Consider the following 14,667-nt stretch of genomic DNA (forward strand, 5'->3'; position numbering starts at 1 on the left):
CCCGCTTTCGCGGGGTTTTCTTTTGGGCGGGGGGTCAGCGGCTCGCCGGGACCAGCTTGAGAAGCCCCTGGGTGTTTGCCTTCACCTCGGCGTCTTCGTAGTGCTGGGGCACGTACTGGCCCTCGATGTAGGCCTGCGCCTGGTCGTCATAGTGCTTGTCGAACGGGACGCCGCTTTGCCCGACCGGGTTGATGCCCAAGCTGTGAGTGGGATCGGCGAAGTCGATCAGGCGACGGGTGGACGGGCCGTAAATCACCTGCCAGGGCGCCGGGCCGACGCGGGCGGACAGGTTGTTCGGCACCTCGTGGCCGCCAGGAGCGGCGAACGGGCCGACGTTGAAGATCCGATCCAGCGGCTTCTGCTGGCCCAGCGGGTGGCCGTGGGTGAGAGTGTGCGCCTTGCCCCACTGCCACTGTTTCGAGTCCTGGCCGAGGGTGGCGCGCAGGTGCGCCAGGCTGTCCTTCCAGGCCGCCTTGACGATATCGGCGCGGGTTTCCTTCTGCGGCGTCTTGCGGTTGTCCCACCAGGGCGAGTGCTCGTCGGCGGCCAGGCGCGGCAGGGCCACGTCGAGCACGCGGGTGGACAGCAGGTTGTCGAAGAAGGCATCGCCCATCTCGTCGCGCATGGCGCCGTCGGCCACCTGGTAGAGCAACTGGTTGAACACCGTGGCGGTCACGGAGTCCAGCGGATGGTCGCCTTGCCAACTGGCCAGGTTGTCCACCAGCGCCTTCTCTTCGTCGCTTGCCGCCGCTTCACGCAGGATCGGCAGCAGCGGCTTGAGAACGCGCGGGCCGTAGCCGGTGGCGGTGTCCAGTTGCAGTGCCTGGCTGTTCTGCAGGTCCCATTTCACCGATGCGTCGGCCAGGCGCTGGTTCAACTGCTGACCGCGATCGGGCAGGTTGTAGTAACCGGGCACCGGGCGGCCGTTGGCGGGCACCGGCTGGAAGTTGGCGGAGACGATGTAGCCACGCGCGGGGTTCTCCTCCTGCGGGTTTTCGCTGAAGGGGTAGAAGCCGGACTTGTCGGCCTGGCCGCCGGCGCCGTCGAGCAGGAAGTTCGGATTGACCCCGTCCGGACGCACCGGCAGTTGCGCCGAGGCCCACCAGCCGATGTCGCCACGGGCGTTGGCCCAGACCACGTTGAGGCCCGGCGAGTGGATTTTCGAGGACGCGGCGCGGGCCTTGTCCAGGGTGTCGGCGCGGTTGAGCTGGTAGAAGGCGTCGAGGATCGGGTTCTGGGTTTCGAGGAAGGCCCACCACATGGCGATTGGCGTCTTGCCCGACGCCGTGCCGAGGGCATCGTTGACCAGCGGGCCGTGGGGCGAGCTGCGCAGGGTGATCTTCACCGGCGCCTCGCCCTTGACCGCGATGCTCTGTTCTTCGCTTTTCAGGTCGACCCACTGGCCGTGGTACCAGACCTGGTTGGGGTTGTCCGGGTTGACCTTCTCGGCGACCAGATCGACATCATCGTTCTGGAACATCGTCAGGCTCCAGCCGAACTGCTCGTTATGCCCGAGCGACGCGAAGGGGTTGAGCGCCTGGTAGTGCCCGTAGAGCTCGAAGCCTGGAGCGCTGGCCTGGATCTCGTACCACACCGCCGGTACGGCGAAGCGGATGTGCGGATCGCCCGCCAGCAGCGGTTTGCCGCTCCTGGTGCGGCTACCGGAGACGGCCCAGGCGTTGCTGCCCTCGAACTGCGGCAGGCCGGCCTCTTCCAGCGCCGCATGGCTGATCCGGGCGATGGCATTGAGGTCCTGCCAGTCGGCGGCCGCCAGCGGGCTCGGCTTGAGCACGCCGTCGGGGTGCCAGTCGAGGTCGAAGACCTTCAGGTAGTCCGCGCCCAGCTCGTCGCGCACATAGGTCAGCACCGGTTCGGTGCGGAAGGCGGCGGCGAAGCTGTAGGCCATGTAGCCGGCGACGCTGACGGTGTCCTCGGGAGTGAAGGGTCGCTTGGGAATGCCAAGGATGTCGAACTCCAGCGGCCGCGGGTGGCTGGCCTGGAACTGGTTGACGCCGTCGAGGTAGGCCTCCAGGGCCTTCCAGGCCGGGGAGTTCCTGTCCTGGCGCGCCACGTACTCGGCCGCCTTGTCGCGGATGCGCAGGCTGCGGAACATGCGGTCGGTGTCCACCAGCTTGGGTCCCAGCACCTCGGCCAGCTCGCCACGGGACAGGCGCCGCAGCATCTCCATCTGGAACAGGCGATCCTGGGCGTGGACGTAGCCGATCGCCCGGTACAGGTCATCCTCGCTGCCCGCCTTGATGTGCGGCACGCCACGTTCGTCGTAGCGAACCTTGACCTCGCCGTGCAGGCCGGCCAGGGGCAGTTGTCCATCGCGTACCGGCTGCTTGCCGTGCAGGTACCAGCCGGCACCCGCCGCGGCAGCGGCGACAACGACGGCGAGGACAGTCAAAGTGCGTTTCATGCGGCAACTCCTTGTTGTTATGCGGCGATTCTGCAAAGGAACGTCGCTGCCGTTCATTGACCAAATCTCTCCATGCTGAAATTCTTCGGTCAATCCAAGGAGAACCCATGTCCGCCCCCGAACTGAACTTCCCCGAGACCCCGGCGCTGACCCAGTCCGCCACCTTGCGCCGCCTGCTGTACGAAGCGTTGGCCGAACTGGGCTTCGACCCGACCGATATCTATCGCCAGGCCTTGCAGAAGGTCCGCCTGCCGGCGCCGGCCCAGAGCGGGCGCCTGGTGCATGACGACGCCCCGCTGTTCTGGGCGACCCTCGACGAGATCACCGGCGACCGCGACATCGGCCTGCACCTGGGCGAGGTGATGAAGCCGCGCCTGCTGGATGTGGTCGGCTACCTGCTGATGGCCAGCATCGACCTGCGTGAGGCGCTGGCCAGCTTCCTGCGCTTCCAGCACATCCTCTCCGGCGGCTTCGCCGCGCAGATGCGCGAGGAGGGCGAGCAGGTGCGGCTGATCCTCGACCTCAACTACCTCGGCGTGCCGAGCCTGCGGCAGCAGATGGAGTGCCTGATGCTGCTGTTCCTCAAGCTGCTGGCGCTGATCACCGACGGCGAGTTCCATGCCTGCGCCGTCGAATTCCGCCATGCCCAGCCGCGCCGCCTGACCGAGCATCGGCGGCTCTTCGGGCTGACGCCGAGCTTCGGCCAGCCCAACGATGCCCTGCTGTTCGACCGGGCGCTGTTGTCGCGCCCGTCACGCACGGCCAACCCCGACCTGCACCGTCTGCTCAGCGGGCATGCCCGCGAGCAATTGGGGACTTTCGACGAGAATGACCTGCTCAATCGTCTGCGCTACCTGATCGGCATTCGGCTCGGAGCGGGAGAGTGTTCGCTGCGCAGTTGCGCCGGCGAGCTGGGCGTGCGTCCGGGGCTGTTGCAGCGCAGCCTGGCGGCCAGGGCGCAGACTTTCAGGGATGTGCGGGAGGAGGTTCGACGGCAGCGCGCCGCGCAGATGCTGGAGCAGGGGGTGGCGATCCGCGAGGTGGCGCGGGCCTGCGGCTTCGCCGAGCTGTCGCCGTTCTACCGGGCGTTCCGGCGTTGGTACTCGGCGCCGCCGGAGCGCTACCGGCAGCGGATGCGCGGGGGCGGTGCCGAGTTCTGAGGGGGCTTACTGGGCCAGCGGGATCTCGCGGGTCACGTCCAGCAGGGCCATTGCATCGAGCTGGTCTTCGATCTGCAGGAAGCGCAGGGCGCGCTTGGGCGACACTTCCTTGGCAATACGCTTGACGTATTTCTCCTTGAGGTCCTGCTTGTCGTCCTGCAGCTCCAGTACCTGCTTCTGCAGCTTGGCCGCGTCCTCGTCGCTCACCGAGCCGGTGTTATAGCTCTTCGCATAGTCGAGGATGATCTTCAGCGTCTGCTTGCTCAGCTTGTCCGCCTCGGTGCGGTAGCTGTTGTAGATCGGCCAGAATTTCTCGGTTTCCTTCGCGTCGAGCGACATGTTGGCTTCGACGATGCGCTTGCGCTTGTAGTCGATGTCGGCCAGGCGATTGTCGATCGCCTGCTTGTGCTCGCTCATGACCGCGTTGCTGTTGGGTGCCGGATCAGCGGCGGTGGCGGTCAGGGGCAGGCCGAGAACGGCACACAGGGCGAGGGCGGGATGAAAACGCATGTGAACTCCTTGATAGCGAACGGCCCCTCATGGGCCGGCGCTACAAGTGTAGCCACGGATCGCCGATCATTTCTGCTGTTGTGTCATGACTTCGTCCAGGGGCAGTAGCAGCCGACGGCGAGGGTGTGGGTCGCCTGGACGCGCCGGCCCTGCACCAGCGCATCGAGGATCGGCTCGATGAAGCTGTTGCTCGAGGTGCACACGGCGCCTTCGCTGTAGGGGCCGACGTAGGCGAGGTTGCCCTGGGCGTCCCAGATCGCCACGGCGGGGCTGGCCGGCAGTTGTTCGGCGCCGGGCAGGGGCGGCAGCGTGCGCATGGATTTGAGGGTGTCGGGTAGTTGCCCGTGGCTGCCGGGCCGCTGTACGGCATAGAAGTCCACGCCCTGCGGCGCGAAGCGCGCGATCAGCTCGGCGAGGTGCTGCTGGTTGCCGACATTGCACGGACAGGCCGGGTCCCAGAAATGCACCAGGCGGATGTGTCCGGGGCCTGACAACTGCGCCGGCAGCATCAGGTGGTCGCCGGAGAACAGCTGCGGCTGGTGGCTGAAGGGTCGGATGTAGCGCTTCTCGTACCACCAGTAGGCACTGAGCAGGCCGGCGAGGCAGAGGGCGGCGATCAGCCAGCCGATGAGTGTTTTGCGGCGGGTGGACATGCTGTTCTCGGAGTGAGCGGCCAGAAAAACGGCCAGTGACAAAGCCGGTAAGATAGCTGCCAAGCTTGCCATGAGGACGGCCGCGGCTGAATATCCCGCAACGCGCAGTGCTCTTCCTTTCCCTCCCGTCGATAAGCGAATCGCCCCATGTCCGAAGCCTTCCAGCCCGATCTGCTGCGTCCGCTCCTGCGACCACTGACCGCAGCGACGACGGAGGGCGGGATCGCCTTGTACCAGCGTTTCTACGGGCTCGACCTGTCCGGGCGTCATCCCGGCCTGCAGAGCCGCCTGGGCACCTTCGAGGCGGGCGGCTATCGCATCGCCGCGCAATTCTGGCGGCCGGCGCTGGCGCGCGGCACCCTGCTGCTCTTGCACGGCTACTACGACCACATGGGGCTGTACCGCCACGTGATTGACTGGGCCGTCGGCCTGGGCTTCGCGGTGCTGGCCTGCGACCTGCCGGGGCACGGCCTGTCGGAAGGCAAGGCGGCCAGCATCGGCGACTTCTCCGAGTACCAGAGCGTGCTGGCCGGTCTGCTCGCCCAGGCCCAGGCGCTGGACCTGCCGCAGCCGTGGCACCTGTGCGGACAGAGTACCGGTGGGGCGATCCTGCTGGATTACCTGCTGACCGGCGATGCGCGGCCGGAATTGGGACGTACCATCCTGCTGGCGCCGCTGGTTCGTCCACGGGCCTGGGGCTGGTCGAAGTTGAGCTACCAGGTGCTGCGGCCTTTCGTGGATTCGATTCCGCGACGCTTTACCGATAACTCTTCCGATGCGGAGTTCCTGGCTTTCCTGCGGGATCGCGATCCGTTGCAGCCGCGCACGCTGCCAACTGCCTGGGTGGGGGCGCTGGCTCGCTGGATTCCGCATATCGAGGCGGCCTCGCCGGGCCAGCAGAGTCTGCTGGTGATACAGGGCGACGCCGACGAAACCGTGGACTGGCAATACAACCTGAGGGTGCTGGAGGACAAGTTCGAGAGGATCGAGTGCCTGCTGCTGACGGGGGCGCGGCACCATCTGGCGAACGAGAGCGAGACCCTGCGCCGGCGCTATTTCGAGTTTCTCAGCGAGCGCTTGGGATAGAGGCGGAACGAAGGCGGGAGGGGGTGTGTCCTTCACTCCTTGCGCCATCCTCCTCAGGCGCCACCCCCAGTACAACGGGGAGGATTCTACGGGCTCGGTTCCTCGGAATGGTCTTCAAGCTCGGCAGGAAAAGTCCGATTACTGAGCGCCAGACGAAACGGACAGCCCGGCGCGCAGGGCGGCCAGCGCGGCGCGGTAGTAGTCGCGTCCGGCCTGGGACTCGCTGAAGGCGGCGAACTGGCTCAGTTCGGCATCGCTCAGCCCGCGATAGACGTAGAGCAGGGTGTTATCCAGATCGGCGCCGATCTGCCCCATCAGCTTCTGCCGTTGGCCGTCGAGCATGCCCTGGGCCTGTCCGCCACCGAGCAGGCCGGGGAGCATCTGGCTCAGGCTGTCGGCGGCCACGCTGGCCAGCGCCAGGCTGACCTCGGCGCCGGCTTCGCGGGCCGGCAGAACCTGGCTCAGGCGATGGACGATCTGCTTGCGGGCCTCGCTGGCCTGCTGGCGCGGCAGGCCGTTGGCGTACTTCTGCAACTGGTCGCTGCGGGTGGCCAGGGACTCTGCGCCGGCGACCTTGCGGCCCAGCGGGGATTCGAAGAAATTCACCGCCGCCGTGCTGTCCGGCAGGTTCTGGCGCAAGCCGTTCAGGGCGCGCTGGTCGATGTCGGCGGCGGCGAAGCGGCGGTTGCTGTTGTCCACCAGGGCCTGGTAGAGCGCCGGTGGGAGATTGCCCTGGTAGCGCTTCTGCGCCGCGTGCAGGGCGTCATTGAAGTGCGCTCGTTGCTCCGGCCAGCCGGCGGCCTGGTACAGGCGCTGGTAGTTGTCGGCCAGGGCAGGCATGCCCAGTACAAGAAGGGTGAGGGCCAGCAGTACGCGCATTGCAACTCCTTTTGGGCGGCAGGGTTCGCTCGCCGGGGCTATTGTCGGCAAGGCTTGCCCTGCTTGTCGAGCCACTGGCGTCGGACGTTACAATGCGCAATGAACTTCGACGCCAATTCTCTCCCGTTGCAACGCATTGCCGACGACCTCGCAGAAAGGGGCTGGTCGGTGCAGGATGCCTTTCTTCCTGCTTCTCTGACCGCCGCGCTGGCGGCGGAGTGCCGTGCCTGTGACGTCGCCGGGACGCTGGCCGCCGCTGCCATCGGGCACGGAGACGGGCTGGCCGTGCGCGAAGGGGTTCGCGGCGACCGTACCCAATGGATCGAGCCCGGCCGGTCCGAGGCCTGCGACCGTTACCTGGCGGTGCTCGATGCCTTGCGCCGGCAGATCAACCGTTCGCTGTTCCTGGGGCTGGAGGACTTCGAGGGACATTTCGCCCTCTATCCGCCTGGCGCCTTCTACCAGAAACACCTGGACCGCTTCCGCGATGATGACCGCCGTACCGTATCGGTGGTGCTTTATCTCAACCCCGGCTGGCAGGAAGAGCAGGGCGGCGCCCTGCGGATGTACCTGCCCGGCGAGCAAACGCTGGACCTGGCGCCGTTCGGCGGACGGCTGGCGGTGTTCCTTTCCGGCGATTTTCCCCATGAAGTACTGCCCGCCAGCCATGATCGGTTGTCGCTGACCGGCTGGTTCCGCCGGCGCGGGGATTCATCCTTCTGAGCCTTGGGCTCAGTGCCCCCAGACCTTGATGGTCCCGCTGATGTCCTGGATGTCGCGGACTTCCAGCCTTCCCAGGCGCCCGTTGCCGACATAGAGATCGCCCATCACCCGTACACGGATGGTCTGCGCCGGCAGGCCGCTGTTGTTGAGCTGCTGGTTGATGGCGGTGAGGTCCGGCAGCGTGAGGGCCAACTGTTGCGTGCCGTTGGCGCCTTGCACCACGTCGATCTTCAGGGTGGGCAGCTCGATGCCGAAGATCGGCAGGCTCAACCCCAGTTGCGCGGCGCCGTAGGGCAGGCTGCCGCCGCGGCCATTCGGGCAGTCGCCGGCGTTCACGCAGCCGTTGTCGATGTAGACGTTGCGCAGCGAGACGCTGCCGCCGTCATCGTTCCAGGCCGCGCTGCCGATGCGGGCCAGCACGTCGGCACGAATGCTGATGCCGTCCTGTCCGCTGACCGCGCCGAGGCGCTCGTTGTCGAGGGGCTCGAGGGCCGCCTGGCTGAGTGGCAGGTGGAATAGCGCCGCAGTGGCTGCGGACAGGGCGAACAGGCGGGACATGGTGGGGCTCCGTGGCGATTGGCCGGTGCGCCAGTCTGGTCAGGCGCTGGCCGGACGGCCAGTGCCGGGCAGCTGTTCCCGACAAAGGTTGTGCCCGGATGGCAGGCGACGACCGGTAGCGGAGCGCGCGCCCAGACTTTCGGCGGGCTCGAAATATCCGGAGGCGGATCGCCGATGAACGTCGTGTTACCCCGCGTGACCCGGTGGAGTCGAGCGGCTAGTCTGTGACGATTCGAAATGGAGTGATTGGCCCATGCAGAAGGTTCTCGTCAGCCGTTGCCTGCTCGGACACCGCGTTCGCTACGACGGTGGCGCGCACGGCCCGTTCGACCTGCTGGCGCGCTGGCTGGCGCAGGGGCGGGTGGTGGCGCTGTGTCCGGAAGTGGCCGGCGGCCTGCCGACGCCTCGCGCGCCGGCGGAGATTCCCGGCGGCCAGGGCATGGCGGTGCTGACGCGGGTCAGGCCGGTCGTCACCGTCGATGGCGAGGACGTCAGCCAGGCGTTCCTGGCGGGTGCCGAGGCGGCGGTGAAGCTGGTGCAGCATCACGATATCCGTCTCGCCGTGCTGAAGGCGCGCAGCCCCTCCTGCGGCCACCGCGAGAACTACGATGGCAGCTTCAGCGGGCAGAAGGTTGCCGGCGAGGGCGTCACCGCCGCCGCGCTCAAGCGCATGGGGGTCCTGGTGTTCAGCGAGGAAGAGCTGGATGCCGCCGCGGTCTGCCTGGCCGGGCTGGAAGCCGGGGGCTAGAGCGGTCGAAGACATTTGAAGACGCATTCTTTTTCTTGAGCCTGCGGTGGCGCCGCCTATGCTTGTGGGTTCCATGTGGGTGAGCGGCCCCCTTTTCGCCGCTTCCCGAATCCCGTGAAGAAGGAGAATCCCATGAGAACCATGCTGCCTTGCCTCGGCCTCGCTGCGCTGCTCGCCGCGACTTCCGCGGTCGCCGCCGATCTGCCGCGCACCCCCGCCCCGGAAGGCGCCAAGGTGTACTTCATCGAGCCGGCCGACGGCGCCACCGTCGGCAAGACCTTCACCGTCAAGTTCGGCCTCAAGGGCATGGGCGTCGCGCCCGCCGGCGTCGATTCGCCGGCCACCGGCCACCATCACCTGCTGATCGACCTGAAGGAGCAGCCGGCGATGAACCTGCCGCTGCCGATGACCGACACCATCAAGCACTTCGGCAAGGGCCAGACCGAGACCCAGGTGACCCTGCCGCCAGGCAAGCACACCCTGCAGTTGCTGGTGGGCGACAAGAACCACGTGCCATTCGACCCGCCGGTGGAGTCGCAGCAGATTACCGTCAACGTGAAGTGAGCCCGAAAGGCCGCTGCTTTTCGTAGGAGCGAGCTTGCTCGCGAACAATCCGCCATGACGCGGTTCGCGAGCAAGCTCGCTCCTACGAGGGAAACGCCCGGTGCAAAAACGAAAAAAGGAGGCCGAGGCCTCCTTTTTTCTTGCCACCGTACCGCGCTTAGAACAGCACGCGGCTGCGGATGGTGCCGTTCACGTGCTGCAGCTTCTCCAGCGCCAGGTCCGAGTACTCGGCGTCGACGTCGATCACCACGTAGCCGACCTTGTCGTTGGTCTGCAGGTACTGGCCGGAGATGTTGATGCCGTTGTCGGCGAACACCTTGTTGATTTCGCTCATCACGCCCGGGATGTTGGCGTGGATGTGCAGCAGGCGGTGCTTGCCCGGGTGCGACGGCAGGGCTACTTCCGGGAAGTTGACGGAGGACACCGAGGTGCCGTTGTCGCTGTACTTGACCAGCTTCTCGGCCACTTCCAGGCCGATGTTGGCCTGGGCTTCGGCGGTGGAGCCGCCGATGTGCGGGGTCAGGATCACACGGTCCAGGCCACGCAGCGGGCTTTCGAATTCTTCGTCGTTGGAACGGGGCTCCACCGGGAACACGTCGATGGCGGCGCCGATCAGGTGCTCGTCCTTGATCGCGGCGGCCAGGTGGTCCAGCTCGACCACGGTGCCACGGGCGGCGTTGATCAGGATGCCGCCTTTCTTGATAGCGCGGATTTCCTTCTCGCCGATCATCCACTGGGTGGACGGCAGTTCCGGCACGTGCAGCGAAACGATGTCGGACATGCCGAGCAGATCGTGCAGGTTGCCGACCTGCTGGGCGTTACCCAGCGGCAGCTTGGTCACGGTGTCATAGAAGAACACCTGCATGCCCAGGGCCTCGGCCAGCACCGAGAGCTGGGTGCCGATCGAGCCGTAGCCGACGATGCCCAGCTTCTTGCCGCGGATCTCGAAGGAGTTGGCCGCGGACTTGATCCAGCCACCACGGTGGCAGGAGGCGTTCTTCTCCGGGATGCCGCGCAGCAGCAGGATGGCCTCGGCCAGCACCAGCTCGGCGACCGAACGGGTGTTGGAGTAGGGCGCGTTGAACACGGCGATACCGCGCTCGCGGGCTGCGTTCAGGTTGACCTGGTTGGTGCCGATGCAGAAACAGCCGACGGCGATCAGCTTCTTGGCAGCATCGAAGACTTCTTCGGTGAGCTGGGTGCGGGAGCGGATGCCGATGAAGTGTGCATCGGCGATCTTTGCCTTCAGCTCGTCACCGGACAGGGCAGTCTTGAGGTACTCGATGTTGGAGTAGCCGGCCGCCTTGAGGGTGTCGAGGGCGTTCTGGTGCACGCCTTCAAGGAGAAGGAATTTGATCTTGCTCTTGTCGAGAGAAGTCTTGCTCATCTGCTTTGAACCTGTAGTCCCGGGATGTGGCGAGAAATTGAACAGCTCAGGCCGGACCGGCCGGTGCCAGGCAGCTCGGCGCCAAGTGGCGATCTGTCTGGGGTGCGTATGCTAGCATGTTCTCCCTTTTCCTTGCCCGGTTGCGACCTGAGCTGTTCTCAGGACGACCATGAACCATTTGAGAGTTCCTCCAATGACCCGCGACGCCCTGATCGAATCGCTCAAGCCCCTGCTGGACGCCGGGAAGCTGCTGACAGACGCCGATTCCCTCGATACCTACGGCAAGGACTGGACCAAGCATTTCGCCCCGGCGCCCCTGGCGATCGCCTTCCCCAAGAGTACCGAGCAGGTCCAGGCCATCGTCCGCTGGGCCAATGAGCACAAGGTCGCGCTGGTTCCCTCGGGTGGCCGTACCGGTCTCTCCGCCGCCGCCGTCGCCGCCAACGGCGAGGTGGTCGTGGCCTTCGACTACATGAACAAGGTGCTGGAATTCAACGAATTCGACCGCACCGTGGTCTGCCAGCCGGGCGTGATCACCAAGCAGCTGCAGACCTTCGCCGAAGAGCACGGCCTGTACTACCCGGTGGACTTCGCGTCGTCGGGTTCCAGCCAGATTGGCGGCAACATCGGCACCAATGCCGGCGGTATCAAGGTCATTCGCTACGGCATGACCCGCAACTGGGTGGCCGGCATGAAGGTCGTCACCGGCAAGGGCGACCTGCTCGAACTGAACAAGGACCTGATCAAGAACGCCACCGGCTATGACCTGCGCCAGCTGTTCATCGGCGCCGAAGGCACCCTGGGCTTCGTGGTCGAGGCCACCATGCGCCTGGAGCGTACGCCCAAGAACCTCACCGCGATGGTCCTCGGCACCCCGGACTTCGACTCGATCATGCCGGTGCTGCACGCCTTCCAGAGCAAGCTGGACCTGACTGCCTTCGAGTTCTTCTCCGACAAGGCGCTGGCCAAGGTCATGGCCCGTGGCGACGTGCCGCCGGCCTTCGAGACCGACTGCCCGTTCTATGCCCTGCTGGAGTTCGAGGCGAGCACCGAGGAAGTGGCCAACGAGGCACTGGCCACGTTCGAGCATTGCGTGGAGCAGGGCTGGGTGCTGGATGGCGTGATGAGCCAGAGCGAGCAGCAACTGCAGAACCTGTGGAAGCTGCGCGAGTACATCTCCGAGACCATCTCCCACTGGACGCCCTACAAGAACGACATCTCGGTGACCGTCGGCAAGGTCCCGGCCTTCCTCAAGGACATCGATGCCATCGTCGAAGCCAATTACCCCGACTTCGAAGTGGTGTGGTTCGGCCATATCGGCGACGGCAACCTGCACCTGAATATCCTCAAGCCCGAGAACCTGTCCAAGGACGAGTTCTTCGGCAAGTGCGCCACCGTCAACAAGTGGGTGTTCGAGACCGTGCAGAAGTACAACGGCTCGATTTCCGCCGAGCACGGCGTGGGCATGACCAAGCGCGATTACCTGGGGTACTCTCGCTCGGAGGCTGAAATCGGCTACATGAAGGCGGTCAAGGCGGTGTTCGATCCGAACGGGATCATGAACCCCGGCAAGATCTTCGCCGAGTAAGCCGACGCATACACAGGAGGGCCGGTTCTTTGGATAGAGGGGCCGGCCCTTCGCACGTCAGCGCCACGGGAAGTGGCGCGTGCGCCGGCAGGATGCGGGCAACCGCGCGGAACCACGAGCCCCGCGCGGCTCACTCTTCCATGCGTTCAGGAGTCGGTCATGAGTTACCAGCATCAGTATGTCGACGGCACCCCGATCCATTTCACCCTGGGCAAGGTGGTCTGCGTCGGCCGCAACTACGCCGAGCACGCCAAGGAACTGAACAACCCGGTGCCGACCGAGCCGCTGCTGTTCATCAAGCCCGGTTCCTGCACCGTCTCCCACGCGGGCGGCTTCGCCATCCCGGAAGACCGCGGCTCGGTCCACTACGAGGCGGAAATCGCCGTGCTGATCGGCAAGCCGCTGTCGCGCAAGCCGAGCACCGAGGAAGTGCTGGATGCCATCTCCGGCTACGCCCCGGCGCTGGACCTGACCCTGCGCGACGTGCAGGCCAAGCTGAAGGAAAAGGGCCTGCCGTGGGAGCTGGCCAAGTCCTTCGACGGCGCCTTCGTGCTGGCGCCCTTCGTCAGCGCCGACCACTTCCCGGACCCGACCGACATCGGCATCCGCCTGGAGATCGACGGTGAAGTCCGCCAGGACGGCAACAGCCGCGACATGCTCAACCCCATCGTGCCGCTGATCCAGCACATCTGCGGGCACTTCTCGCTGCAGCCGGGGGATGTGGTGTCCACCGGCACGCCGGTGGGCGTCGGCCCGCTCAAGAGCGGCAGCGCCGTGGTGCTGGAACTTCCCGGCGCCAGCCGTTTCGAAAGCCGCGTGCTTTAACCGTTGTCCCGCCGAAGGCCGCCGTTTGTGCGGCCTTCGCTTGTTGCGGGGTACCTTGCCGTGCTGACCAACAAGAGTCGTCATGACCATGTCCATCCTTCGTCCACGCTGGCTGCTGCTGGCTCTGCTGTTCGTCCTGGTGATCCTCGGCTACCTGACTTCCCGCTTCCATTGGGATGACCGCGCTCGCCTCTGGTTGCGCGAGCAGGACACCAGTGCCCAGGCGCGCTCGGAAAGCGTCTGGCTGCCCGGTTACCGCGCGGTGATACAGGCCAAGCCGCTCAAGGGTGGCCTCGAAGGACAGGAGACCTCCGACCTGGCCTACAACCCGGTGACCCGCACCCTGTTCACCGTCACCGGCAAGAAGCCGCTGCTGGCCGAGCTGTCGCTCACCGGTGATGTGCTGCGGGTGATCCCGCTGCTGGGCATGTCGAACCCCGAGGGCGTTGCGGTACTGGAGAGCGGCAATGTCGCCGTGACCGACGAACGCCAGAACTCCCTGACCATCTTCCATATCGACCCGCAGACCCGTGAGCTGAGCACCGCCAAGCTCTCCAGCTTCGACCTGGGCGAGCGCGGGAAGAAGAACAAGGGTATCGAGGGCATCGCCTGGGACCCGCGGCAGCATCGACTGGTGCTGGGGCAGGAGCGTGACCCGCTGGCGCTGTTCACCCTCGCCAGTGACGGCGGCCCCCACCTGAGCGGTGCGCTGCAGCCGCTGCCCAGCGATCTGTTGATGACTAATGTCTCGGCTCTGAGCATCGACCCGCGTACCGGGCACACCCTGGTGCTGTCGGCGGAATCGCATCTGCTGCTGGAGTTGGACGAGAAAGGCGAGCCAATCAGCTTCATCAGCCTGCTCGGCGGGCTCAACGGCCTGGACGACCGCATCCCGCGCGCCGAGGGCGTAGCCATCGACGAGCAGGGCACCATCTACATGGTCAGCGAGCCGGACCTGTTCTACGTGTTCAAGCGCGAGCCGACCGCCAAAACAGATTGATCCAGAGCGGGGGAGTGCAGGTCGGATGGCTTTAAGGTTGGGTTAAGTCCGGATTCAGGCTGATTTCAGCCACTGGCACTAAGCTGACTCCATCGAAAACGCCGCAGGAGGCACTTCCATGAAACTTCGTCATCTCCCCCTGATCGCTGCCGCTGGTCTGTTCTCCACCCTCACCCTGGCCGCCGGCTACACCGGACCGGGCAGCGATGCCAAGCCCGTTGCCGCCGCCGCGCAGATCACCACGGTCAAGCAGGCGCAGTCCGCCGCCGACGATACCCCGGTGGTGCTCGAAGGCGTCATCACCAAGCGCATCGGCGGTGAGCACTACGAGTTCAAGGATGCCACCGGCAGCATCCAGGTCGAGATCGACCACGACGACTGGCCGGCCGGCGCCTCGGTCTCCGAGAACACCAAGGTGCGTCTGACCGGCGAGGTTGACCACCACCGGCAGAAGGCCACCGATATCGACGTGGACCGCGTCGAACTCCTCCAGTAATCCGCTCTCGATAAAAAAGCCGCGCCGGGAACCCCATCCCCGGCACGGCTTTTTTGCTTTTGGCATTT

Annotated in this window: 15 protein-coding genes; 9 read left to right on the forward strand and 6 right to left on the reverse strand. The window is 65.8% G+C overall.

Annotated features, from left to right (window positions below):
• Positions 1-34 precede the first annotated feature (34 nt).
• Positions 35-2,422, reverse strand: coding sequence for a penicillin acylase family protein (locus tag ACYCAX_RS09965; RefSeq protein WP_460247900.1), 2,388 nt, complete (start codon positions 2,420-2,422; stop codon positions 35-37).
• Between the two features lie 107 nt (positions 2,423-2,529).
• Between ACYCAX_RS09965 and ACYCAX_RS09970 the strand changes: the two genes are divergently transcribed.
• On the forward strand, positions 2,530-3,582 hold the full coding sequence (locus ACYCAX_RS09970; RefSeq protein WP_460247901.1) for an AraC family transcriptional regulator ligand-binding domain-containing protein: 1,053 nt from the start codon (positions 2,530-2,532) through the stop codon (positions 3,580-3,582).
• Between the two features lie 6 nt (positions 3,583-3,588).
• Here the strand turns inward: ACYCAX_RS09970 and ACYCAX_RS09975 are convergent, their stop codons facing one another.
• Both ACYCAX_RS09975 and ACYCAX_RS09980 read right to left on the reverse strand, forming a co-directional pair.
• The gene (locus tag ACYCAX_RS09975) at positions 3,589-4,092 is read right to left on the reverse strand and encodes a hypothetical protein (RefSeq protein ID WP_015479453.1); all 504 of its coding nucleotides are present in this window, start codon (positions 4,090-4,092) and stop codon (positions 3,589-3,591) included.
• An 83-nt stretch (positions 4,093-4,175) separates the two neighbouring features.
• Complete coding sequence (locus tag ACYCAX_RS09980; protein ID WP_015479452.1) at positions 4,176-4,745, reverse strand: DUF6436 domain-containing protein; 570 nt, start codon at positions 4,743-4,745, stop codon at positions 4,176-4,178.
• 147 nt (positions 4,746-4,892) lie between these two features.
• Here ACYCAX_RS09980 and bipL point away from each other — a divergent pair, with 147 nt between their 5' ends.
• Entirely contained in the window at positions 4,893-5,831 is a 939-nt protein-coding gene (bipL, locus tag ACYCAX_RS09985; protein ID WP_015479451.1) for a phospholipase BipL, read from the forward strand.
• A gap of 138 nt (positions 5,832-5,969) precedes the next feature.
• On the opposite strand, the gene ACYCAX_RS09990 is transcribed toward bipL, so the two are convergent.
• Positions 5,970-6,710, reverse strand: a complete 741-nt coding sequence (locus ACYCAX_RS09990; RefSeq protein ID WP_015479450.1) for a hypothetical protein — start codon at positions 6,708-6,710, stop codon at positions 5,970-5,972.
• Positions 6,711-6,809: 99 nt separating this feature from the next.
• On the opposite strand from ACYCAX_RS09990, the gene ACYCAX_RS09995 reads away from it, so the two are divergent.
• Complete coding sequence (locus ACYCAX_RS09995) at positions 6,810-7,433, forward strand: 2OG-Fe(II) oxygenase (protein ID WP_460247902.1); 624 nt, start codon at positions 6,810-6,812, stop codon at positions 7,431-7,433.
• Positions 7,434-7,442: 9 nt separating this feature from the next.
• On the opposite strand, the gene ACYCAX_RS10000 is transcribed toward ACYCAX_RS09995, so the two are convergent.
• On the reverse strand, positions 7,443-7,991 hold the full coding sequence (locus ACYCAX_RS10000; RefSeq protein WP_015479448.1) for a DUF6160 family protein: 549 nt from the start codon (positions 7,989-7,991) through the stop codon (positions 7,443-7,445).
• Positions 7,992-8,244: 253 nt separating this feature from the next.
• Between ACYCAX_RS10000 and ACYCAX_RS10005 the strand changes: the two genes are divergently transcribed.
• Positions 8,245-8,739 carry a 2-thiouracil desulfurase family protein gene (locus tag ACYCAX_RS10005; protein WP_015479447.1) on the forward strand — a complete coding sequence of 165 codons (495 nt, stop codon included), beginning with the start codon at positions 8,245-8,247 and terminating at the stop codon, positions 8,737-8,739.
• A gap of 132 nt (positions 8,740-8,871) precedes the next feature.
• Positions 8,872-9,303 (forward strand): DUF4399 domain-containing protein, encoded by a 432-nt coding sequence (locus ACYCAX_RS10010; RefSeq protein ID WP_041712253.1) that lies wholly within the window; start codon positions 8,872-8,874, stop codon positions 9,301-9,303.
• A 157-nt stretch (positions 9,304-9,460) separates the two neighbouring features.
• Here ACYCAX_RS10010 and serA read toward each other — a convergent pair whose 3' ends face one another.
• Positions 9,461-10,690, reverse strand: coding sequence for a phosphoglycerate dehydrogenase (serA, locus tag ACYCAX_RS10015; protein ID WP_015479445.1), 1,230 nt, complete (start codon positions 10,688-10,690; stop codon positions 9,461-9,463).
• Positions 10,691-10,883: 193 nt separating this feature from the next.
• On the opposite strand from serA, the gene ACYCAX_RS10020 reads away from it, so the two are divergent.
• The 4 genes from ACYCAX_RS10020 (at position 10,884) to ACYCAX_RS10035 (ending at position 14,599) form a co-directional block, all read left to right on the forward strand.
• Positions 10,884-12,278 carry an FAD-binding oxidoreductase gene (locus ACYCAX_RS10020; protein ID WP_015479444.1) on the forward strand — a complete coding sequence of 465 codons (1,395 nt, stop codon included), beginning with the start codon at positions 10,884-10,886 and terminating at the stop codon, positions 12,276-12,278.
• A gap of 159 nt (positions 12,279-12,437) precedes the next feature.
• Positions 12,438-13,103: a fumarylacetoacetate hydrolase family protein gene (locus tag ACYCAX_RS10025; RefSeq protein WP_015479443.1), complete on the forward strand. Its 666-nt coding sequence runs from the start codon at positions 12,438-12,440 to the stop codon at positions 13,101-13,103.
• A gap of 82 nt (positions 13,104-13,185) precedes the next feature.
• Complete coding sequence (locus tag ACYCAX_RS10030; RefSeq protein WP_015479442.1) at positions 13,186-14,103, forward strand: SdiA-regulated domain-containing protein; 918 nt, start codon at positions 13,186-13,188, stop codon at positions 14,101-14,103.
• A gap of 118 nt (positions 14,104-14,221) precedes the next feature.
• On the forward strand, positions 14,222-14,599 hold the full coding sequence (locus ACYCAX_RS10035) for a NirD/YgiW/YdeI family stress tolerance protein (protein WP_460247903.1): 378 nt from the start codon (positions 14,222-14,224) through the stop codon (positions 14,597-14,599).
• Positions 14,600-14,667: the final 68 nt, after the last annotated feature.

It is taken from the genome of Pseudomonas sp. MT3, from assembly GCF_054720805.1.

Excerpts from the sequence above, each read along its gene's own strand:
- ACYCAX_RS09965 (WP_460247900.1), bottom strand. The coding sequence starts at position 2,422 with ATGAAACGCACTTTGACTGTCCTCGCCGTCGTTGTCGCCGCTGCCGCG.
- ACYCAX_RS09970 (WP_460247901.1), top strand. The coding sequence starts at position 2,530 with ATGTCCGCCCCCGAACTGAACTTCCCCGAGACCCCGGCGCTGACCCAG.
- ACYCAX_RS09975 (WP_015479453.1), bottom strand. The coding sequence starts at position 4,092 with ATGCGTTTTCATCCCGCCCTCGCCCTGTGTGCCGTTCTCGGCCTGCCC.
- ACYCAX_RS09980 (WP_015479452.1), bottom strand. The coding sequence starts at position 4,745 with ATGTCCACCCGCCGCAAAACACTCATCGGCTGGCTGATCGCCGCCCTC.
- bipL (WP_015479451.1), top strand. The coding sequence starts at position 4,893 with ATGTCCGAAGCCTTCCAGCCCGATCTGCTGCGTCCGCTCCTGCGACCA.
- ACYCAX_RS09990 (WP_015479450.1), bottom strand. The coding sequence starts at position 6,710 with ATGCGCGTACTGCTGGCCCTCACCCTTCTTGTACTGGGCATGCCTGCC.
- ACYCAX_RS09995 (WP_460247902.1), top strand. The coding sequence starts at position 6,810 with ATGAACTTCGACGCCAATTCTCTCCCGTTGCAACGCATTGCCGACGAC.
- ACYCAX_RS10000 (WP_015479448.1), bottom strand. The coding sequence starts at position 7,991 with ATGTCCCGCCTGTTCGCCCTGTCCGCAGCCACTGCGGCGCTATTCCAC.
- ACYCAX_RS10005 (WP_015479447.1), top strand. The coding sequence starts at position 8,245 with ATGCAGAAGGTTCTCGTCAGCCGTTGCCTGCTCGGACACCGCGTTCGC.
- ACYCAX_RS10010 (WP_041712253.1), top strand. The coding sequence starts at position 8,872 with ATGAGAACCATGCTGCCTTGCCTCGGCCTCGCTGCGCTGCTCGCCGCG.
- serA (WP_015479445.1), bottom strand. The coding sequence starts at position 10,690 with ATGAGCAAGACTTCTCTCGACAAGAGCAAGATCAAATTCCTTCTCCTT.
- ACYCAX_RS10020 (WP_015479444.1), top strand. The coding sequence starts at position 10,884 with ATGACCCGCGACGCCCTGATCGAATCGCTCAAGCCCCTGCTGGACGCC.
- ACYCAX_RS10025 (WP_015479443.1), top strand. The coding sequence starts at position 12,438 with ATGAGTTACCAGCATCAGTATGTCGACGGCACCCCGATCCATTTCACC.
- ACYCAX_RS10030 (WP_015479442.1), top strand. The coding sequence starts at position 13,186 with ATGACCATGTCCATCCTTCGTCCACGCTGGCTGCTGCTGGCTCTGCTG.
- ACYCAX_RS10035 (WP_460247903.1), top strand. The coding sequence starts at position 14,222 with ATGAAACTTCGTCATCTCCCCCTGATCGCTGCCGCTGGTCTGTTCTCC.